Genomic DNA, 20,585 nt, shown 5'->3' with positions numbered 1-20,585 from the left:
GCCGGAGCTTCCACCGGAGCCGATTTAGGGGCGCCGGCCGAGGCTTTGTCTTCAAACGGGCGGGACTCTTCTACCACCATCGGACGGGTTTTCTCCCATTCCGTGAACCGGTCCATTTCTTCTTTAATAGTGGTGCTGAACCAGGCTACCAGTGCCACATCATCAAGCAAGCCCAGCACCGGAATGAAGTCTGGAATGAAGTCGATAGGGCTCAGGAAATAGATTGTAACGGCTACGGCGGCCACTACGGTGCTAGTAGGCAGGCCCGTATACTCGCCCGACATGGAGGCCCGGATCAGACGCAGCAGCGTCTGGAGCGTTTCCCAGGCTTCGTGGGCAATGGTGCCTAGGTCGTTTTTCTCGCTGGCCTTGGTATACGCGTCGTTCAGCAACTGCTTGACACGGGTTGGCTTCTTGATGTATTCCTCAGCCTTGCCAACGAATTTTTTAAATAGGGGGGAGGAGGCAATGGTTTCGCCTTTGGGAGTGGAGTTATCCATCAGGAAAGAAGAGTAAAGAGTAGAAAAAGCCGGGCGGATGAGGCCAGCGCATTGTCTGGCTGGGCCGCTGCCTGCCTATACTGTTTCAGCGCAAAATGGTTATCCTGTACCAGCGCTGGTGGCGCACATAAAAAAACGCCCGGCTCCTGAAGAAGCTGGGCGTTATCTGCTACAGAAGCGCAAGGCTGAAGAAGCAAAAACCTACTTAGTTGGTGGCCACCCGGCCCGCGGCGTAGAAATTGCGCTGATAATATGCCTGGGTGAGCGAGCTAACCATCACGCCGCCGTTGGTGGCTGAGTGAGCAAATTTGCCATCCTTGAGATAGATGCCCACGTGGTAGATCGGCTGGCCCGGACCGCGCCGGAAAAACACCAAGTCACCGGTTTCCATTTCAGTTTTTGCTACGTGCTTTACGCTGCTAAACATAGAGCGCGAGCTGCGCTGCAGCGTGATGCCATACACTTCCTTGAACACGCGGGTAACAAAACCAGAACAGTCGGTGCCCTTTTTGGTGTCGCTGCCGTAGCGGTAGGGAGTGCCCATCCAATCGAGCACGGTGCGCAACAGGGTGGTGTTTTCAGTGCGAGCCAAGCGAAGGCCCAGCGCTTGGCCGTAGTAGTCGTAGGCGGCCGAGTCGCTGGCGGCTGCGGCTGATTTCTTTTCCTCATCGAGGGAGAAACCGGCAAATAAAGACGCTTCAGCCGCAATAGGTGCGGAAGCGGTGGTGGTAGTCGTGGTGTTGTCGAAGAAGAAAGACAGGGCCATGGAGGCCGCGGCGAGGCAATACAGGATTGGGTTCTTCATTGTCCGTCGTGGGGGTGGCAAAAGTGGCTTTCGGCTAGAGCCGAACAAACCAGGAAGTACTTCTTTCGTCGATAGAAGCGAGATGAAAAAGAGGTTCAAAAAACCGTTTATAACAGAAGAAACAGATAGATTCTGCTTTCCCCTGATGGTTAAAGCTAAGGCTAAAGATTGGAAACTGCCTAGCTTGCGCCGTAAGAAAGGTAAATAATCTTTTATGAGTTATGCTTTTTATTTGAATAATTTCTGAAAGCCATACAACCATGCACCAGCCATGCGCCGTATAACGCGCCCGATTTTCAACCATGATTACACCCCGCATCATCGAAAATTCGCCGCTTGCCCGACTGGCCCGCCTGAAGCTGGGGACGCGTAGCGTCGCTATGGTATTGGGCCAACAGATTCATTTGAGTGGCGCTACCAAAGAAGAATTTTTGAGCGACCCATACTGGGTAGCGCACGAAATGGAGCACATCCGGCAATTCGAACAATATGGCCGCGTAGGGTTTTTGTGGCGCTACCTGCTGGGCTGGGTGCGGCACGGCTACTACAACATTCCCTTTGAGGCGCAGGCGCGGGAAGCCGGGCACCGCAATGCGGCCCTCTATGCCCGCGGCCTGCCCCTGCCCGACCCGGCCACCCTGCACCAAGGCCCACGAAACAGCCAGAAGAACAGCTGACTGCGCAGGTATGTATATACCTGCTGGTATGCACTTCCCGGCCTCTTGCAATGCAGAAAGGAGCTAGGCAGTAAGGCATAGATAGAAAGGTCTGCTACGCAAGCAGCGTTGCCACTCAGCAAAATCTATTCGTCGGTATACTACAGCGCCGCCAGCCGGCCACCATCGGCTACCAAAGTGGTGCCATTGATGAAGCTGGCTTCAGCAGAGGCTAGAAAGCAGATGGCAGCGGCTAGCTCGGCGGGAGTTCCTACCTGGCCGGTAATTTTCTCCTTGCCGCTCTTTACGTTGGGGTTGCTCCACAGCATAGGGGTATCTACGGCGCCGGGTGCCACGGCATTGATGCGGGCATGAGTGTGCGGGATTTCCTGGCTGAGGCCGCGCACGAAGGCTTCCATGGCTCCTTTGCTGGCCGCATAGGGCACCACGTGTGGAGTAGTTTGGTGAGCGTGCACCGAGCTGACGGCCACGATGCTGCCGTGCTTCATGTGTGGTAAACACAACTGCGTGAGCCGGAACAGGCTGCGCAGGTTGACGTTCATGAGTGTATCCCAGCTTTTGGGGTCAAGCTTCAGGATAGGCTCAAAGGTCATCATGGCGGCGTTGTTGACTAGTATATCAATCCGGCCCCAGGCAGCCAGGGTTTTGTTGACAGCGGCTACTAGCTGGGCGTCGCGGCCTACATCGGTGCGGATGAAGATAGCCTCGCCGCCAGCTTCCTTTATCTCGCGCACAATGGCGCGGCCATCCGCCACGTCGCGCCCCAACACTGCTATACAGCCACCTTCGCGGCCCATTTGCAAGGCCACGGCTTGCCCGATACCTGACGTTGCACCTGTCACTAGGCACACTTTATTCTTGAAACGCTGCTCCATATAAGACACTGAGAAGGGGGTAGGCCGGACTGCTATTGTCCAGCTACCTCCGCAGAAACGGCCAGCCTGCGCAGAAGTTTGGCCGCAGCATCAGGAAACCTCGATTGTGGGCGGTGACACTAGCTGTCAGGTTGCGCGGCATGGGCTCAAACCTCAGCTGCCATGCTACTTAACCAAGCGCATGCCCGGGTTTTGCAGATAAAATTGGCAACCTCACGTCTGGTTTTTTCGAATACAACCCCAAATCTGCCAACTGGCAGGTTCCAACAGCTCATCTACCTTCTAACCTTCTACTATCATGGATAACAAGCCAAATCAGCCAAATGCCGGCCAGAACTCGTCTTCTGCCAACGCCGCCAATAAACCTGCTTCCACTCCTTCTGCATCAGCAGCTACGTCCTCTGCCAATGACTCCAAGTCAGACAGCACGCGCAGCAGCCAGCCATCCTCGGCAACCAGCCCATCTTCTGCATCAGCAGCCACCACCGATAACCGTTCCGAAGGCATCAGCCGCGTAATTGCCGGAGCCGATAAGGATGCCGGCCGCAAGTCCTGGCTTGATCAGGAACAGTGGTCGAAGAGCCTCAACGAGCTACCACAGTCCTTGAAAGATCTTGGTGGCAAGGCACTGGACCAGGTTAATTCGCTGACTCCAACCCAGAAAGTAGTGGGCGGGGCATTGCTGGTAAGCGGCTTGAGCTGGCTGGCTTTGCGCAACAAGAGCAACAAGTCTTCAGTGGAAAGCTCCCGCTACACGCCAAAAGGCGAGTCGAAGTGGAAAGCCAGCAGCGAATCAGTATACCGTGGCAGCACCTCTTCGGAGCGCAACACCGGCTTCGACAACGACAGCTTCTAAGGCTTTTCCTGTGCGGCGGTAATATTATTTTAACGCCGGCACCATATACAGAAAGGCGCTACCTGCAACATGCAGGTGGCGCCTTTTTGCATTCGACAAGTGCCAACCAGGTACCGTCTCTGAGTCAGGATAGCCCCTAAGCCCGGATAACTGTAATGTATACCCTCCAAGCCCCGAGCTTAGGCTACTGCCTCTGATAAGTACTCCTTGATTTCCTCGGCGGTGGCGCGGGCTGAGCGGCCTACGCCAATAAGAGTTGCCGATGCGAAACCCGTCCAGGAGCCATATCCAACCAGCCATAGACCTGGCTCCGTAGCGGCCCGGGTGCCGCCTGCCATAGCTACGCGGCCATTGGGCTGCACCACTTCCAGGCCACTGAGAAACCGGAGTGCCGGCTTAAAACCGGTGCACCAGATAATAGCGTCTATGGCTTCTGCCAGTCCATCGGGCCAGACCACCCCGGCGGCGGTGAGCTGCTTGAAGGGGGGTACGCTGTGCAATGCACCACGCGCCCGGGCTGCTTTCACAGAGTCCACCATCACCACGTCGCCGAGGGTGGGCGGTGGACCGGTAGTCTGGCCGGCGTGGTAGCGCTGAGTGGCCTGCCGGAACAGTACGCGGCCATCTACGTCGTCGGGTAGAAAGCGGGGCGTGTGCTCAGTCACCCAAGTAGTGTGGGCCACTTCTGATACTTCGGCCAGAATCTGGGCGCCGGAGTTGGCGCCACCTACCACCAGCACCCGCTGCCCGGCAAAGGGTGCCGCCCGGCTATAGTGTGCCGAGTGCATCTGCACCCCAGCAAAATTCTGGCGACCCGGATAAGGCGGAATGTAAGGCGCACTCCAGGTGCCGGAGGCACACACCACTGCCTGCGCTGCCCAAACACCGTGGCTGGTGAGCACCGCAAAGCCGGTGGCTGTTTGGGTTACGTTGTGCACCCGTACTGGCCGCAGCACCGGCAGTTCATAACGAGCTTCGTAGTCAGTCAGATAGGCTATGACTGCGTCTCGGGTCGGAAAGCTGTTGTCGGGCGGGCGGGGCATCAGCCACCCAGGCAAAGAGCTGGCGTCGGATGGTGAAAACAGGCGTAGCGAGTCCCAGCCGTGGCGCCAGGCACCGCCCGGCGCGGGCTGGTCGTCCAGCAGGACAAACTGTACACCCGCCCGTCGCAGATAATAGCCCACTGCCAAGCCGCTTTGGCCGGCCCCAATCACCAGTACGGCCACTTCAGTAGTCGTCATCAGTACACCTGGCACACCAACGCTTTATGCAAACTCTTCCCGCACAAAAGCCTGAGCATAGGCTTTTACCTGGTCGCGCACCACCCGAAACTGCTGCATCACCTCTTCGTCGGAGCCAATAGCCTTGGCGGGGTCGGGGAAGTTGTGGTGCCGCTTCCGGGCGGTAGCAGGAAATACCGGGCAAACCTCGTGGGCATGGTCGCAGACAGTAAGGATGTAGTCGAAGGGCACGGCGGCGTATTCGTCTACGTGGTTGCTGGTATGCTGGCTGATGTCGAGGCCGTCTTCGGCCATTGTGCGTACAGCGCGCGGGTTTAGGCCATGCACCTCTACGCCCGCACTATACACCACGGCACGCGCACCCAATAGGCTGGATAAGTAGCCGTGCAGCAGTTGGCTACGGCAGGAATTTCCGGTACACAGCACCAGAATATTTTTCGGATTCATGGGATACAGAAAAACAGGAGGGCGAAACCAAACACTACAGGCCAACAGCGAAGCCTGGCTGAACTAGCAGCACCCGCCGCCAGGAGAGCAGGAAGCTGGCTGCAACTGCCCCAGTGGGACGAAAGTGGCTGGAATACCGCAGGCGTCCTGCGCCAGGCAGGCGGTGTATTTCGGAGTCAGCAGGAAGTCAATGCCGTCAAACGCCAGCCCAAACTTACCGATGGTGGCCTGCTGGTATTCCACTTCAATGTCGTGGTCAGCAGAGCCCAGAATCTTCTCAGACAGGTTGAGAATGTGCAGGAATTTCTGCGGAGCAAGTCGGTGGTCATAGTCGCCGGCTTCCCAGAGCTGGAAGTTGGCTACCGTTTCCTGGCGCTCCACACCGCCACAATCAATAAAGTGCTTGCCAACCAACCCTATTTCGGTTACGTGGAAGTGGGGCGGCAGATAAGTGCCATCGGGCAGGCGGAAGTTGATAGCCTCCAGGCCTGCCAGAGCGTGCTTTATTTCAGATATTTTCATGACTACAAAAGGGGGTACGTGAGAAAAGCGGATGGTGCCACTAACAGCCGCAGGCGTCGACGGAGCTAGTAGTGGCCTCGATGAAAAAGGCGGTGAACTGCTGATGCACCCGCTGCAACAGCTCGGTATTGAGGCAATAGCAGACAGTAAGCCCGTCTACCTCCCCGCGAATCAAATCCAGGGCCTTCAACTCATGCAGGTGCTGCGACACGGTAGTGCGCGACAAGGGTAGCTCGGCGGCAATGTCGCCGGAAATGCAGGTTTGCTTGCTGGCCAGCAACTGCACAATAGCTACGCGGGCCGGATGAGAAAGGGCCTTGGCCACGCGGGCCAGCTGCTGTTGCTCTTCGGTAAAGGCGGCGGTTTTAGCGTACGTCACAAAAAGAAGAAATTCTTCAGGGTAGAAAATAACAGGCTGTTAGAGCCCAGGTGCGTCAACTATGTCGTAAACATACGTCATTTAATGAAGCATGTTTACGACATAAGGGAAATTTATTTTCAACTCTTTCTATTACCTACCTCCTCATCACAATCAGAACAATGCAGCACACTGACACCACAACCACTAAGTGCACCAGACCTGTTGGGAACTATGTACCGGTGGTAAACCGGTACGGCAATGGCTAACTTCCGGAAAAAACGCTTTACATTAACGAATTAGCCGTTTTGTTCCAGGTTTTGCTGCTCGCTAAGCCAGTAGAGAAGGACACATCATAACTAGTCCCTTTTTTTGATTTATGGCCGAGGTGAAAGTGGTTGCCAGCCTTACCAGAACCAGTGCAGATTCCAGTCTGCTGCCACGCTTCGTTTCAGTGGTCTGGATGGTAAGCCTGCTGTTGCTGGGTGGGCTGGGTGGCTGCCAGAAGGTGGCGCGGGAGCCGGTATATCGAATTGGGTTTTCGCAGTGCACCACCAACGACGCCTGGCGCAAGGCCATGCTGGCGGGCATGCAGAAAGAACTCAGCTTCCACCCCAATGTGCAGTTTCAGATGCTGGACGCGCACAACGACAGCGACCTGCAGCGTCGGCAGGTGCAGGAATTAATTCGGCAGCGGGTTGACTTACTGCTGATTTCTCCCAACCAGTCGGGCCCACTTACGGAGCTGGCCGAGGCTGCCTACAACCAAGGCATACCGGTTGTGATTCTGGACCGCCGGACCACCTCGCGCCTTTACACGGCCTACGTGGGCGGCAACAACCTGGAAGTGGGCCGCACGGCCGGCCACTACGCCGCCCAGCTGCTGCAGGGCCGCGGGCGGGTGCTCGAAATTACGGGTACGCCCGGCTCTTCGCCGGCCACCGACCGCACCAAAGGGTTCCAACAGGCGCTGGCCATGCACCCCGGGCTGCAACTGGCGGCCCGGGTGGAGTGCGACTGGCAGCCGGCCTCAGTGCTGGCCCGCCTGCCTGCCGTGCTGCGCGCCCACCCCGAAACCACCCTCATTTTTGCCCACAACGACCCCATGGCGCAGGCCGCCCACCAGGTAGCACGCCGTCTGGGCATTGAGCGTCGTATCCGCATCATCGGCGTTGATGGCCTGGCGGGTCCCGGCAATGGCTTGCAGCTGGTAGAAGCGGGTATCATTCAGGCTACGCTGCTCTACCAAACCGGGGGCGAAGAAGCTATCCGCACGGCCATGCGCATTCTGCGGCACGAGCCGTTTGTGAAAGACAACATTCTGGGTACCATGGTGATTGACTCGTCGAATGTGACAACCATGCGCACCCAAACCGAGCAGCTCGTAGATCAGCAGCAGGACCTGGAGGGCCAGCAGCGCCACCTGCGCGAGCAGCAGCGGCGCTACGCCAACCAGGAGCTAACAGTGTATCTGCTGCTGGCTATTCTGTTGGCAGCTGTAGTGTTGGGGGCGTTGGCCTGGCGCTCGTCGAGGCTCAACCGCCGCATCCGGCGCATGGTGGAAGGGCAGAACGCTGAAATCAGCGCCCAGCGCAACCAGATTGCCGAACTGGCCGAAGAGGCCCGCCGCTCCTCGGAAGCCAAGCTGCGCTTCTTCACCAACTTCTCGCACGAGCTGCGCACGCCGCTTACCCTCATTCTGGGGCCAGTGGAGGACATGCTGGCCAGCCCCACCGACCTCTCGCCGGCCCAGCGCCACGACCTGGCGTTGGTACGCCGCAACACTCAACGTCTTATGCAGCTGGTCAATCAGCTGCTGGCATTCCGCAAAATAGACGTGGGTAAGATGGCCGTGCGCGCCGTGGAAGGCAATCTGGTGGAATTTGTGCGCGAAATCATGGATGTGTTCGAAAAAACCGCCCAAAAGCGCAACATCACCTTCCGGTTTCAGCCCGCAGAGCCCGTTATTTTCATATGGTTCGACGGCGACATTCTCGACAAAGTGTTCTTCAACCTGCTATCCAACGCCTTCAAATACACCCCCGATGGCGGCCGGATTGTGGTGAGCATGCAGCAGGATGTGGCCACCGATACGGTGCGCATCAGCGTGGAAGACAACGGCCAGGGTATTGCCGAAGCCGACCAGCCGCACATTCTGGAATGGTTCTACCAAGGGCAGCAGCAGTCGGCCAACAGTTCAGGGCTGGGGCTGGCCTTGGCTGAGGGTCTTACACGCCTACATCAGGGTACACTCTCATTCCGCAGCCGCCCTGGCCATGGCACTACCTTCGACGTAACCTTGCCGCTCACCAAGCCTGCCTCTTTTCTCGAGGCGTCGGCCGCTCACACGCCCACGCCGCTTTCCTTCGAGGCCGACGAAGAAGTGGCTCTTTCAACGGCCACGCCGCCGGCCAGTGCTGCAGCGTCCGCCACGCCCGAGCCTACAGCCCTCATCATCGAGGACCACGACGAGCTGCGCGGCTTTCTGGAGCAGAAGCTGCAGCCCCACTTCCGGGTGAGCACGGCCGCCGATGGTGCCACTGGCCTGCGTTTGGCCTCCGAAACCATCCCCGACGTAATAGTCTGCGACGTAAACCTGCCTGAACTCAGTGGCTTGGAGGTGGCTACTGCCCTAAAAGGCGACTGGCGCACCAGCCATATTCCGCTGGTGCTGCTCACGGCCCGCAGCGCGCCCGAGCAGCAGGTGGAAGGCGTGCAGGCCGGCGCCGACCTCTACCTGACCAAGCCGTTTAATCCCACGTTTCTGCTGGAAAGCCTGCGCACGCTGCTGCGCAACCGCGACCAGCAGCGCGAGCATTTCCGGCGGCAGCTTTCGGGCGCCACGCCCATCGTGGCGCCGCAACGCGTCGATCAGAAGTTTCTGGCCGACCTCACGGCCATCATCGAAGGCCGCCTCGACCAGCCCGACCTAAGCGTGGACGGCATTGCCCACAGCCTCGGGGTGTCGCGCACGCAGCTCTACCGCAAAGTGAAGGCGCTGCTGGGTATTGGTGTAAACGAGTACATCCAGGGGCTGCGCCTCACCAAGGCCCGGCAGCTGCTGCTGCAGGAAGGCAGCACGGTGGCGGAAGTGGCGTACCAGACCGGCTTCTCTTCACCCTCTTACTTTTCCACTGCCTTCAAGGGCAAGTACGAGGTGTCGCCCACCGAGTTCAAGGCCATGCACACGCCCATGCGCGCCTGAACCGATTTTGAAAGTCGTGCATCAAAAGTGAAGGCGTGGCCTATTTTTACAACAGTTGAGCTAGGTGTACTTTATTGATGTTCAGTAGGATGAAGGTAGTATTGAGGTTGCACCAATTCTTAAAGCATTTGGCATGATCGGGCAGGTGTAGGGCCCGGAATAAGTGGAGGTTTGCTGAAACTTCTTCGGCCATGCTCCCACGTAACGTACTCTTCTGGTCTATCGTCACGGCGCTCGGCGGCTTCCTGTTCGGCTTCGATACGGCCGTAATTTCGGGGGCTGAGAAAGCCATTCAGCAACTCTGGAACCTGAGTGCCTTCGAGCACGGCTTCACCATCTCCATTGCCCTGATCGGGACGGTGCTGGGGGCCATCTTCGGCGGCATCCCTTCCGACAAGCTGGGCCGCCGCCAGACATTGCGCGGCATTGCGGCACTGTATCTGGTGTCGGCGGTGGGCACGGCGTTGGCGCCGGGCTGGGGCTTGTTTATGGTGTGCCGCTTCCTGGGCGGGCTGGGCGTGGGCGCTTCGTCCGTAACGGCCCCGCTCTACATTTCCGAGATTTCGCCGGCCGCCTCGCGGGGCAAGCTAGTGGGGCTGTTCCAGTTCAACATCGTCACGGGTATTCTGGTGGCCTACCTCTCCAACTACCTGCTGGCAGGCCTCGGAGAGCATTCGTGGCGCCTGATGCTGGGCGTGCAGGCCGTGCCGGCCCTGATTTTTCTGCTGCTGCTGTTCCGCGTGCCCGAAAGCCCCCGCTGGCTGCTGCTGCACGGCCGCCTCGATGAAGGCCGGCAGGTGCTGGCCCGCATCAGCCCCGCCACCGTGGATGCCGACGCAGCCGCCATTCTTACCAGCCAAGCCGACACGGTCCACCACAGCGAGTCGTTGTGGGCCAGCCAATACCGCACGCCGGTGCTGCTGGCTGTGGCGTTTGCGTTCTTCAACCAGGTATCCGGCATTAACGCCATTATCTACTACGCCCCGCGCATCTTCGAGATGACGGGTTTGGGCCAGGGCGCGGCGCTGCTGTCGTCGGCCGGCATCGGGCTCGTGAACTTCATTTTCACACTGCTGGGCGTGAATCTGATTGACCGGTTCGGGCGGCGCACACTTATGCTGGTAGGTTCGGTGGGGCTGATTGCCACGCTGGGGCTGGTGGCGCGGGCCTTCTACACCGAGCAGTTTGGGGGCGTGCTGGTGCCGGTGCTGCTGTTTGTGTACATCGCCTTTTTTGCTTTCTCGCAGGGCGCCGTCATCTGGGTGTTCATCTCCGAAATCTTCCCCAACGCCGTGCGGGCCAAAGGCCAGGCGCTGGGCTCGTCCACGCACTGGGTGATGGCCACGGTCATTGCCTTCACCTTCCCCTACTTCGCCGAGAAGCTGGGCGGCGGCAACACCTTCGCCTTCTTCTGCGCCATGATGGTGCTGCAGCTGGTGTTCGTGTGGCGCTTCATGCCCGAAACCAAAGGCACCAGCCTCGAAAGCGCCGAACGGGTGCTGGTAATGCACTAGTTATGTAGTTATGATACAGAGCGAACGTCATGCTGAGCTTGTCAAAGCATCTCTGCCGCTTCGTTGCAAGGCCGTTGATTAGTCAGAGGCAGAGATGCTTCGACAAGCTCAGCAGGACGTTCATTCCACCAATCTGCCAACCTCTCAACCCACCACACATGGCTATTACCTGCTTTGGAGAGATGCTGTGGGACATTCTGCCTACGGGAAAACAGCCGGGCGGTGCCCCGCTGAACGTGGCGGTGCACCTGCACAATTTCGGTTTGGAGGCGCAGCTCATCAGCCGGCTGGGCCACGACGAGCTGGGCACTGAGCTGCGCAAGTTTGTGGAAAGCAAGGGCCTGAGCACCCGCTACGTGCAGCAGGGCGAAACCCACCTCACCGGCGTGGTGAAAGCCAATGTGAGCGACAGCCAGGAAGTGACCTATAAGATTGTGCAGCCTGTGGCCTGGGACTACATCCAGTACGCGCCCGACCTGAGTGCGCTGGTGGAGGCCTCGGAGGTGTTTGTGTATGGCAGCCTGGCCGCCCGCAGCTCCGGCACGCGCGAAACACTCTACCGCCTGCTCCAGCAGGCCCGCCTGAAGGTGTTCGACGTGAACCTGCGCCCCCCGCACTACTCCCGCGACGTGGTGACCTACCTGCTGCGCCAGGCGGATCTGGTGAAGCTCAACCACCACGAGTTAATCGAAATTATGGGCTGGTTTGGGGCCAGCGCCGCCGAAGAAACGGCCTTGGAGTGGCTGGCGGCCCGCTTTCAGCTGGAAGCTGTGTGCGTAACCAAAGGTGCCGATGGCGCCGTGCTCTGGACCGGTGGCCAACTCTACCGCAGCCCCAGCATTGCGGTGCAGGTGCAGGACACCATCGGGAGTGGCGACGCTTTCCTGGCAGCTCTCATCCGGGGCTGGCGCGGCCATCAGGCCCCGGCCGAATACCTAGCCTTCGCCTGCGCGGCCGGCTCATTGGTGGCCAGCTGCCACGGCGCCACGCCCGCCATTTCCGAAAGCCAGGTGCGCAGCCTGCTTAATGCCGCGCCGGCTGTCTGATCTGCTTGTCTCTTTTCTCTTTTATGAAACTCTTTCTCTCCTGCGCTCTGGTTCTGCTCGGCACGCTTCCGTGTGCGGCCCAAACTGCTGCGCCCGACCCTTATCGGCCGGTGTATCACTTCACGGCGCCCAAAAACTGGATCAATGATGCCAACGGCCTGATTTACAGCAATGGGCAGTACCAGCTATTCTACCAGTACAATCCCTACAGCGCCGACCCCGGCCACCTCAGCTGGGGCCACGCCACCAGCCCTGACCTGCTACGCTGGACGCCGCAGCCCGTGGCCCTTACCGAGTACAAGAACCCCGACGGCAGCAACACCATGATTTTCTCGGGCAGCGCCGTAGCCGACAAAGACAACACCTCGGGCTTGTTTCCGAAAGGCCAGACCGATGGCCTTGTGGCCTTCTATACCGGCCACGTGGAGCGGCCGGGCGTGGTGCTGCGCCAGCACCAGAACATTGCGTATAGCCTCGACCACGGCCAAACCTGGCAGCGCTACACCGGCAACCCCGTGCTTGACATCGGCAGCAAGGAATTCCGCGACCCCAAGGTGTTCTGGTACGCGCCCCAGCAAAAATGGGTGATGGCCACCGTGAAAGCCGACCGCCAGGAGGTGTACCTCTACGAGTCGAAAAACCTGAAGAACTGGACCTTTTTGAGCCGCTGGGGCCGGGCCGGTAATACGGTGCGCGAGTGGGAGTGCCCCGACCTGTTTGAGCTGCCCGTGCCCGGCGGCGGCACTAAGTGGGTGCTGCTGATTTCGGCTGGCAACCCCACCGAGCAGTTCCGTGGGCAGCAGTATTTCCTGGGCAGCTTCGATGGCAAGAAATTCACGCCCGACCAGCCCTACGAGGAGCCCAGCTACCTTGATTTTGGCAAGGATTTCTTTGCCGGCGTAACCTTCAACGATGCACCCGGCAACCGCCGCATCCTGGTGGGCTGGACCAACGACTGGGCCTACGCCCGCGACGTGCCCACCGGCACCGAGTGGCGCGGCAATTTTGCGGTGCCCCGCGAGCTAAGCTTGCGCCGCACTGCCCGGGGCCTTGCGCTGGTGCAGCAGCCGGTGCCAGAGCTGCGCAAAATCGGCAAAGAGGCTTTGAGCCTGAAAAACCAGACCGTCAAGTCCGGTGCGGCCGGCTACGAGCTGCCCTTCAAGGGCGAGTCCTACGACCTGGAGCTGACGCTGAAGCCCGGTGCCGCCAAAGTGCTGACTCTGAATGTACTGCAGAGCGAAGCTGAGCGCACCACACTCCGCTACGACGTGGCCCGCCAGGAACTAACGCTCGACCGCACCCAATCGGGCAATGTCGCCTTTCACCCCTTGTTCGCCAGCAGCCTTGAATCGGCGCGCGTGCCCCTGCGCGACGGGCAGCTGCAACTGCGGCTGCTGGTGGACAAGTCGGTGGTGGAGGTGTTTGCCCAGGACGGTGAGGTCACGCTCACCGACCTAGTATTTCCGCGGCAGCACACCGGCCGCATCACGCTTAGCACCGACGGTGGCCCGGCTCAGATAACGGCCCTGCGCCTCACCGACCTGCGCCAACCTCTTACGCCTTAACCGGGGCTACTCGTCCCTTCTGCGCCAATCTTCACTTCACTCACTTTCCTATGCTCATGACGCTACCCACCATTCCTCCGCATTAGGCGGCCCTGTGGTGTCTGCCGCTGCTGATGGCGCGTGGCAGGACTGCTTTTCCGGGCTGTAGCCTGGACCGCTACTTCTGGTGCCTGGCTGCGCACTGCGCACGCCTCAGGCTAAAAGCCTTTGATGAAAACCGGCTTCAACCCCGGCAAGCTTACGCATTCCCACCATTTCATCTTTTCACTTATGAGCCATAACTGGTACAAACAGTACAACTCGGATGGGCAGCCGGCCGCGGTAGCGGGGCTTCGCCATCCTACGGGCTTTTGGTTGTTGCTCAGCATGTTGCTGCTGCTACTGCCGCTGCTGAGCCAGGCCCAGACCCGCGCTATTTCGGGGCGCGTAGTGGACGCACAATCCAACGGGCTGCCAGGCGTGACAGTGGTCGTGACGGGTACTACCGTCGGCACCAGCACTGGCTCCGACGGCCGCTTTGAGCTGCAGGCCCCCGCTACGGCCACTACTCTCAATATCTCCTACGTGGGCTATGCTGCCCAGCAAGTCAGTATTACCGATAGAACTTCGGTGCAGGTGACGCTTAAAGAAGATGCCCAGGCCCTCGGCGACGTAGTGGTAGTCGGTTATGGCACGGCCCGCAAGCAGGACGTGACGGGCGCCGTAACTGTTATCGGCGAGAAAGACTTCAACCGCGGCACTTTCACTTCGCCCGATCAGCTGCTACAGGGCCGCGTATCGGGGGTGCAGGTGAGCAACAACAGTGGCCAGCCCGGCGGCCCATCCACCATTCGTATCCGGGGCAACTCGGCCGTGACGGGCACCGGCCAGCCACTGTACGTGGTAGATGGCGTGCCGCTGGACGGCCGCACCGCCCGGCCCGGCCTGGTAGCCTCAGCCGACGTGGGAGCCGGTGCCGACAGCAACCCGCTCAACTTCCTCAATCCGGATGATATTGAGACGTTCACAGTACTGAAAGACGCTTCGGCCACGGCCATCTACGGTTCGCGCGCTGCTTACGGTGTGGTGCTCATTACCACCAAAAAGGGCAATTCGGGCGCGCCGACTCTCAGCCTGGGCGCCTCTACGGGCGTCTCGACGCTGCTGCGCCGGCCGGAGTTTCTTGACGCCGGCCAATATCGGCAGGCCCTAACGTATTATGGCGCCCCGGCTTCCAACGACAAGGGTGGCGACGTGGATGCGCTAGACGAGATTCTGCGCACCGGCAAACTGCAAAACTACAACGTGAGCATGAGCGGCGGCGGCGAAACCGGCCGCTACCGCCTCTCGCTGGGCTACCTCGACCAAGAAGGCATCGTGCGCAAAACCGGCTTCAAGAAGTACAGCGCCAACCTGTCCACGAACATGCAGTTTCTGGAAAGCAAGAAGCTAGGTCTCGACATCAACATTGCCACCAGCCAGTTCCGCGAGCAGCTGGCCAACATCACCACTGACGCCGGCTTCCGGGGCAGCCTCATCGGGCAGGCCCTGCAGTGGAACCCCACGCAGCCGTTGCGCAACCCCGACGGCTCGCTCTATATCGTGGCTGGCGACGTAGTGAACCCGCTGGCCGCCCAGGAGCTTTTCAACGACAACTCCCGGGTGAACACCATTCTGGCCAGCATTGCGCCTTCGTACAAGTTCACCGACTGGCTGAACTACCGCTTACTGCTGAGCGTGAACTACAACAGTGGCGAGCGGCGCACGTCTATCAATCAGCGCCTGATCAACTACCCCGGCATTGAAAACCAGGGCTTTGCTGCCATCAGCAACAACGAGCTGACCACTCAGCAGATGGCGCATACCCTGAACTTCAACAAGGCAGTGACGGCCGACCTGAACCTGAACGCGGTGCTGGGCTATGAGTACACCAAGTTCATCAACCTGGGCTCCAGCCTGAGCGGTTTCGGCAATCCGGCCACGGGCGGCTTCGGCAACTTCGGCCTCGACTATACCGACTACATCCAGACGTCGGCTACTGGCTCGCGCAGCATCACCTCGTTCAACGACCCGACCTCGTCGCTGCAGTCGGTTTTCGGGCGGGCCATCCTGAACTTCAAGGACCGCTACGTGCTGACCGGCACAATCCGCCGCGACGAAAGCAGCAAGTTCGGTGACAACGAAAAAGTGGGCTATTTCCCCTCGTTCGCTGTGGCCTGGGATTTAAGCCAGGAAGCCTTCTTCCCGGCTGAGCGCCTCACCCAGCTGAAGCTGCGGGCCGGCTATGGCCTCACCGGCAACCAGGAGTTTCCGGCCGGCGCCGCCCAGGACCGTTTCGAAATCCGCGACAACGGAGCGCAAATTCCGCTCAATAGCCGCAATGAGAATCTGAAGTGGCAGGCCGACCGCCAGTTTAACGTTGGTATCGACATCGGGGCGCTGGACAACCGCCTTACCTTCTCGGCCGACTACTTCAATAAAACCACCACCGACATTCTGTTCCCGACCGTGCCCGGCCAGCCAGCGCCGCAGGTTCAGGCTATTTTCTGGGACAACCTCGACGGTGAAATCGTGAACAAGGGCGTAGAAATGGCCCTGAACACAGTGTTGGTGCGCAGCGAGAAAGTGGAAGTGGGCTTCAATGCCAACGCCACCTTCATCCGCAACGAAGTGCAGGACCTGGTAGGGCCCGACATCATCACCGGTGCCATCAACGGGCAGGGCCTGTCGGGGTCGACATCGCAGCTGATCCGCAATGGCTACCCCATCAACGCCTTCTTCCTGCCTCAGTTCAACGGCCTCAACGAGCAGGGCCTGTCCAACCCGATAGACCTCGCCAACCTAGTGTACGCCGGCAGCCCAAACCCCCGCACGCTGCTGGGCTTGAGCGCCAATGCCCGCTACGGCAAACTCTCGCTGATTGCCAACATGACCGGTGCCTTCGGCCAGTATATCTACAACAACACGCTCAACGCAGTAGGCAACGTGGGCCAGATTGGAGCCGGCAAAAACATTGCTCTGTCCACATTTGAAAACCCGATCAAGGAGTCCATTGGCAACCCGGCGGCGGCCACCACGCGCTACCTGGAAAAAGGCGACTACCTGAAAATGTCCAACCTGACGCTGGCTTACGGCTTTGGCGACGTAGGCAGCTTCGTGAAAGGTGCCCGCGTATACATAACGGGTCAGAATCTGTTTGTTATTACCGACTACGATGGGTTTGACCCGGAAGTAAACACGGTGAAGCGTGGCGCCAACCAAGTGCCTTCGGTGGGTATTGATTACCTGCCGTACCCCAGCGCCCGCACTTTCACGCTCGGCGTCAATTTCAACCTGTAACCTTTAAGCTCTTCCACCATGAAATACGCTAAGATTGCCTATGCAACCGCCCTGCTGGCGTTGCTACAGGGAGCCACTAGCTGCGATGTTGATGAAACACTACAGGGGCAGCTTGCACTAGACCAGATTCCGCGCGGCGACCCGGCGGCCCTGCTTCAGGGCGTGTATAATGCGCAGCGCGACCCAATTCAGGGCCACGTGAGTGTGTTTGCGCTGGCAGAAGTATCCACCGATGCCCGCATCATGCCCACTCGTGGGCCAGACTGGGACGACAATGGCAAGTGGCGGGCCTTGTTCAACCACACCTGGGACGGCAACAACGAGCGGGTGCGCGACACCTTCAACCAGCTGGAAGGCATCATTTTCGCCTCCACGGACCTGTTGCGTTTCGACCCCACCACGCAGCAGCAGGCCGAGTCCCGGTTTCTGCGGGCCTGGGCCACGTTCCTGTTGCTCGACCTCTACGACCAGGTGCTGTACCGCGAGCCAGGCGAGCCGCTAAACGAGCTGGCCAAGGTGCGCAAGGGCTCTGAGGCGCTCAACTACATCGTGAGTGAGCTGACCGCCATTCAGGCCAACTTGCCCGACGCCCCCGTAAGCCGTGCTACCAAGGACGCCGCCCGGGTGCTACTGATGAAGTGCTACCTCAACAAAGGCGTGTATGCCAACCGGGCATCCCCGACCTTCGCCGCCGCCGACATGAACCAGGTAATCCGGCTGGCCGACGAGATAATCAACAGCAACCGGTACCAGTTCACGCCTAACTTCTTCGACAACTTCGCGCCCAACAACGGCGCCATTGGCCGGGAAAACATCTTCACGCAGGAAAACACCTTCGGCAACGCGGGACCCACGCGGGACTCCTGGAAGTTTGTGTCGCACTACAACATGCGGCCCGTGGACGGCTACAACGGCCCAGCCACGACGGCCGAGTTCTACGACCTGTTTGAGGCTACCGATAAGCGCCGCGGCGTGGCCTACGACGTAGCCGGTGGCCCGGCCAACCCCGGCCGGCGCATCAATGTGGGCTTCCTGATTGGCCAGCAGTACAACCTGACCAACGATGCGCCGCTCACCACGCGCGGCGGGGCACCGCTGGCTTTCACCAAGGAAATCAACCTTTCTGAAACCGGCCCCGACCTCGAAGCCAAAGGTATCCGGCCCTTGAAATACCCGGTCGACTACGTGAGCGAGGGCAAGGGCGGCAACGGCTGCGAGAATGACCACGTAACGTTCCGGCTGGCCGACGTGCTGCTGATGAAGGCCGAAGCCATTCTGCGCGGTGGTACGCCCACCAGCGCCGGCACATACGGCAATTCGGCCCTGACTATCGTCAACACGCTACGGACCCATCCTTCGCGCGGCGCCAGCGCCCTGGGCTCTATCACGCTCGACGTATTACTTGCTGAGCGCGGCCGGGAGCTGTACGGCGAGTCGTGGCGGCGGCAGGACATGATCCGGTTTGGCCGGTTCCTGCAGGCTCGCAAAGACAAACCCCAGAGCGACCCGAAATACCTGCTTTATCCGATACCGAAAAACCAGGTGGATATCAACCGGAACATCGTCCAGAACCCTGGGTACTAGTTGCTCCGCTTCGGCAATGGCCCTGACTGAGTAAGTGGTAGAAAGTGGTGGTATCTGCTCCTGCTGCCTGCTTGCCACTCGTTCAGTTTTGGTGCGCCTTGCGCCCGTTTGATAAGGCATAACAGGCCGTTGGTGACTGCCAGTCGGCAGGCGCCAGCGGCCTGTTTGCGTGCGGACAGGTCGGCACATCTTCGGTCTTTACTACTCTCCATTTATGAAGCGTCTGCGACTTGGGTTGCCGCTGCTGGCTTTGCTGGCCGCCTGCAACCAAAACCCCAAAACTGCCGCTACCACCGCTCCGCCTGCTGCGGCCGCGGCTGATACGGTAGCCAAAAAGCCCGGCTGGTGGAAGGAAACTGTGGTCTACCAGCTGTACCCGCGCAGTTTTCAGGACAGCAACGGCGACGGGGTAGGGGACTTGCCCGGCATCATCTCCCGCCTCGATTACCTGAAAAGCATTGGGGTGGGCACGGTGTGGCTGAACCCGATTTACGCCTCGCCCAATGACGACAACGGCTACGACATTTCCGATTACCGGGCCATCATGCCCGAGTTCGGGACCATGCAGGACTTCGACGCGCTGCTCAAGGGGTTGCACCAGCGCAACATCAAGCTGGTAATGGACTTGGTGGTCAACCACAGCTCCGACGAGCACGCGTGGTTCAAACAGTCGCGTAGCTCGCGCACCAGCCCCTACCGGGACTACTACTACTGGTGGCCCGCCGAAAAAGGCACGCCTCCGGCCCGCTACAGTACGTTTGATGTGAAGCGCAACGCCTGGCAGTACGATTCGCTCACGAATGCCTACTACCTGCATATCTTCTCTAAAAAGCAGCCCGACCTGAACTGGAACAACCCCAAGCTCCGCCAGGAGGTGCATAACATCATGCGCTTCTGGCTGGATAAGGGCATCGACGGGTTTCGGATGGATGCCTTTCAGTTTGTGGCCAAAGACCCCAGCTTTCCGGCCATGCCGGGCCTCACCGAGCAGAACTACGCCAACGCCTACAACCACGGCCCGCGCCTGCACGACTACCTGCAGGAAATCAACCGGGAGGTGCTAAGCAAGTATAACGTGATGAGCGTGGCCGAGGGCGCCGGCCGCAACCCCACCGAGGCCATGCTGTTCGTGGACCCCGCCCGCAAAGAGCTGGACATGACTTACCACTTCGAGGGCACCGGCGTGGGCGGCAACTCCGACACCTACCAGCTCACGGAGCTCAAGCGCGTGTTCACGAAATGGGACAGCGCTTTTGCCCAAAAAGGCTGGCAGGCCCTCGACCTGGGCAACCACGACCAGCCCCGCATGGTGAGCAAGTTCGGCGACGACCGGCCGGCGTTCCGCGCGCCGTCGGCCAAGCTGCTCAACACGTTTCTGCTGACCATGCGCGGCACGCCCTACTGCTACAACGGCGACGAGCTGGGCATGACCAACATCCGGTTCAGCCGCATCGAATACTACCGCGACCTAGCCGCCCGCAACGGCTACGAGCTGGTGCGCAGCCAGGGCGGCAACCTGCCGGCCTACCTCAAAAGCCTGCAGCGCTTCTCGCGCGACAACAGCCGCACACCTTTCCAGTGGGATGCCACCGCCAACGCGGGCTTCACTACCGGTACGCCCTGGCTGCCGGTTAATCCCAACTACACCACCGTCAACCAAGCCGCGCAGGAACGAGATTCTGCGTCGGTGCTCAACCACTTCCGCCGGGCCATTGCGGTGCGCAACGCGCACCCGGTGCTGGTGTATGGGCAATACCAATTGCTGGATGCGGCCAACCCGCACATCTACGCCTACATCCGCACGCAGGGCCGCGAAAAGGTGCTGGTGGTGCTCAACTTTTCCTCTGAAAAGCGCCGCTGGCCACTTCCCGCCGGCATGACTTCAGGCGGTGCGCCCTGGCTCAACAACTACCCTTCGTTTGCGGCGGCTGCCACGCTGGATTTAGCGCCTTGGCAAGCGCTGGTGCTCCCGTTACAGTAGGGCGCGGAGCTTGCCCCCGCCCGCTATTGAACAGAATCGTTGCAATGGTGCAAACGACGGGCGGGGACGATACCCGTATCCTACTTCGAAT

At 59.8% G+C, this 20,585-nt stretch carries 15 protein-coding genes and 1 pseudogene; 9 read left to right on the top strand and 7 right to left on the bottom strand.

Features of this window, described 5'->3' with window-relative positions:
• Positions 1-146: 146 nt before the first annotated feature.
• Together H8B14_RS21415 and H8B14_RS16575 are read right to left on the bottom strand one after the other, a co-directional pair.
• Positions 147-500, bottom strand: a pseudogene (locus H8B14_RS21415) (YkvA family protein); the annotation flags it as partial.
• Between the two features lie 205 nt (positions 501-705).
• A complete protein-coding gene (locus H8B14_RS16575) occupies positions 706-1,266 on the bottom strand; it encodes a C40 family peptidase (protein WP_261990072.1) in 561 nt (186 codons plus the stop codon).
• Positions 1,267-1,607: 341 nt separating this feature from the next.
• Between H8B14_RS16575 and H8B14_RS16570 the strand changes: the two genes are divergently transcribed.
• Positions 1,608-1,982 carry a hypothetical protein gene (locus H8B14_RS16570; protein WP_187316769.1) on the top strand — a complete coding sequence of 125 codons (375 nt, stop codon included), beginning with the start codon at positions 1,608-1,610 and terminating at the stop codon, positions 1,980-1,982.
• Positions 1,983-2,122: 140 nt separating this feature from the next.
• Here H8B14_RS16570 and H8B14_RS16565 read toward each other — a convergent pair whose 3' ends face one another.
• Positions 2,123-2,857, bottom strand: a complete 735-nt coding sequence (locus H8B14_RS16565) for an SDR family NAD(P)-dependent oxidoreductase (protein ID WP_187316768.1) — start codon at positions 2,855-2,857, stop codon at positions 2,123-2,125.
• A gap of 298 nt (positions 2,858-3,155) precedes the next feature.
• Here H8B14_RS16565 and H8B14_RS16560 point away from each other — a divergent pair, with 298 nt between their 5' ends.
• Positions 3,156-3,713, top strand: a complete 558-nt coding sequence (locus tag H8B14_RS16560; protein ID WP_187316767.1) for a hypothetical protein — start codon at positions 3,156-3,158, stop codon at positions 3,711-3,713.
• Between the two features lie 179 nt (positions 3,714-3,892).
• Here H8B14_RS16560 and H8B14_RS16555 read toward each other — a convergent pair whose 3' ends face one another.
• From H8B14_RS16555 to H8B14_RS16540, 4 genes are all read right to left on the bottom strand, one after another.
• Positions 3,893-4,954 (bottom strand): ArsO family NAD(P)H-dependent flavin-containing monooxygenase, encoded by a 1,062-nt coding sequence (locus tag H8B14_RS16555; protein ID WP_187316766.1) that lies wholly within the window; start codon positions 4,952-4,954, stop codon positions 3,893-3,895.
• A 24-nt stretch (positions 4,955-4,978) separates the two neighbouring features.
• Positions 4,979-5,401 carry an arsenate reductase ArsC gene (locus H8B14_RS16550; protein WP_187316765.1) on the bottom strand — a complete coding sequence of 141 codons (423 nt, stop codon included), beginning with the start codon at positions 5,399-5,401 and terminating at the stop codon, positions 4,979-4,981.
• Positions 5,402-5,464: 63 nt separating this feature from the next.
• Positions 5,465-5,923, bottom strand: coding sequence for a DUF6428 family protein (locus tag H8B14_RS16545; RefSeq protein WP_187316764.1), 459 nt, complete (start codon positions 5,921-5,923; stop codon positions 5,465-5,467).
• A gap of 40 nt (positions 5,924-5,963) precedes the next feature.
• Entirely contained in the window at positions 5,964-6,302 is a 339-nt protein-coding gene (locus tag H8B14_RS16540) for an ArsR/SmtB family transcription factor (protein ID WP_187316763.1), read from the bottom strand.
• A gap of 358 nt (positions 6,303-6,660) precedes the next feature.
• Between H8B14_RS16540 and H8B14_RS16535 the strand changes: the two genes are divergently transcribed.
• The 7 genes from H8B14_RS16535 (at position 6,661) to H8B14_RS16505 (ending at position 20,494) form a co-directional block, all read left to right on the top strand.
• Positions 6,661-9,486 carry a substrate-binding domain-containing protein gene (locus H8B14_RS16535; protein WP_187316762.1) on the top strand — a complete coding sequence of 942 codons (2,826 nt, stop codon included), beginning with the start codon at positions 6,661-6,663 and terminating at the stop codon, positions 9,484-9,486.
• A gap of 191 nt (positions 9,487-9,677) precedes the next feature.
• Positions 9,678-11,000, top strand: a complete 1,323-nt coding sequence (locus H8B14_RS16530; RefSeq protein WP_187316761.1) for a sugar porter family MFS transporter — start codon at positions 9,678-9,680, stop codon at positions 10,998-11,000.
• A 158-nt stretch (positions 11,001-11,158) separates the two neighbouring features.
• The gene (locus tag H8B14_RS16525; protein ID WP_261990071.1) at positions 11,159-12,046 is read left to right on the top strand and encodes a carbohydrate kinase family protein; all 888 of its coding nucleotides are present in this window, start codon (positions 11,159-11,161) and stop codon (positions 12,044-12,046) included.
• Positions 12,047-12,069: 23 nt separating this feature from the next.
• Entirely contained in the window at positions 12,070-13,611 is a 1,542-nt protein-coding gene (locus H8B14_RS16520; RefSeq protein ID WP_187316760.1) for a glycoside hydrolase family 32 protein, read from the top strand.
• Positions 13,612-13,881: 270 nt separating this feature from the next.
• A complete protein-coding gene (locus H8B14_RS16515) occupies positions 13,882-16,929 on the top strand; it encodes a SusC/RagA family TonB-linked outer membrane protein (RefSeq protein ID WP_222840629.1) in 3,048 nt (1,015 codons plus the stop codon).
• Between the two features lie 18 nt (positions 16,930-16,947).
• Entirely contained in the window at positions 16,948-18,513 is a 1,566-nt protein-coding gene (locus tag H8B14_RS16510; RefSeq protein WP_187316759.1) for a RagB/SusD family nutrient uptake outer membrane protein, read from the top strand.
• Between the two features lie 214 nt (positions 18,514-18,727).
• Positions 18,728-20,494, top strand: a complete 1,767-nt coding sequence (locus tag H8B14_RS16505; RefSeq protein WP_187316758.1) for a glycoside hydrolase family 13 protein — start codon at positions 18,728-18,730, stop codon at positions 20,492-20,494.
• The last annotated feature ends 91 nt before the right edge of the window (positions 20,495-20,585 follow it).

The organism is Hymenobacter puniceus, from assembly GCF_014333525.1.
In the GTDB taxonomy this organism is placed as follows: domain Bacteria; phylum Bacteroidota; class Bacteroidia; order Cytophagales; family Hymenobacteraceae; genus Hymenobacter.
This window is presented reverse-complemented; position numbering and strand designations above follow the sequence as displayed.

Excerpts from the sequence above, each read along its gene's own strand:
- H8B14_RS16575 (WP_261990072.1), bottom strand. The coding sequence starts at position 1,266 with ATGGCCCTGTCTTTCTTCTTCGACAACACCACGACTACCACCACCGCT.
- H8B14_RS16570 (WP_187316769.1), top strand. The coding sequence starts at position 1,608 with ATGATTACACCCCGCATCATCGAAAATTCGCCGCTTGCCCGACTGGCC.
- H8B14_RS16565 (WP_187316768.1), bottom strand. The coding sequence starts at position 2,857 with ATGGAGCAGCGTTTCAAGAATAAAGTGTGCCTAGTGACAGGTGCAACG.
- H8B14_RS16560 (WP_187316767.1), top strand. The coding sequence starts at position 3,156 with ATGGATAACAAGCCAAATCAGCCAAATGCCGGCCAGAACTCGTCTTCT.
- H8B14_RS16555 (WP_187316766.1), bottom strand. The coding sequence starts at position 4,954 with ATGACGACTACTGAAGTGGCCGTACTGGTGATTGGGGCCGGCCAAAGC.
- H8B14_RS16550 (WP_187316765.1), bottom strand. The coding sequence starts at position 5,401 with ATGAATCCGAAAAATATTCTGGTGCTGTGTACCGGAAATTCCTGCCGT.
- H8B14_RS16545 (WP_187316764.1), bottom strand. The coding sequence starts at position 5,923 with ATGAAAATATCTGAAATAAAGCACGCTCTGGCAGGCCTGGAGGCTATC.
- H8B14_RS16535 (WP_187316762.1), top strand. The coding sequence starts at position 6,661 with ATGGCCGAGGTGAAAGTGGTTGCCAGCCTTACCAGAACCAGTGCAGAT.
- H8B14_RS16530 (WP_187316761.1), top strand. The coding sequence starts at position 9,678 with ATGCTCCCACGTAACGTACTCTTCTGGTCTATCGTCACGGCGCTCGGC.
- H8B14_RS16525 (WP_261990071.1), top strand. The coding sequence starts at position 11,159 with ATGGCTATTACCTGCTTTGGAGAGATGCTGTGGGACATTCTGCCTACG.
- H8B14_RS16520 (WP_187316760.1), top strand. The coding sequence starts at position 12,070 with ATGAAACTCTTTCTCTCCTGCGCTCTGGTTCTGCTCGGCACGCTTCCG.
- H8B14_RS16515 (WP_222840629.1), top strand. The coding sequence starts at position 13,882 with ATGAGCCATAACTGGTACAAACAGTACAACTCGGATGGGCAGCCGGCC.
- H8B14_RS16510 (WP_187316759.1), top strand. The coding sequence starts at position 16,948 with ATGAAATACGCTAAGATTGCCTATGCAACCGCCCTGCTGGCGTTGCTA.
- H8B14_RS16505 (WP_187316758.1), top strand. The coding sequence starts at position 18,728 with ATGAAGCGTCTGCGACTTGGGTTGCCGCTGCTGGCTTTGCTGGCCGCC.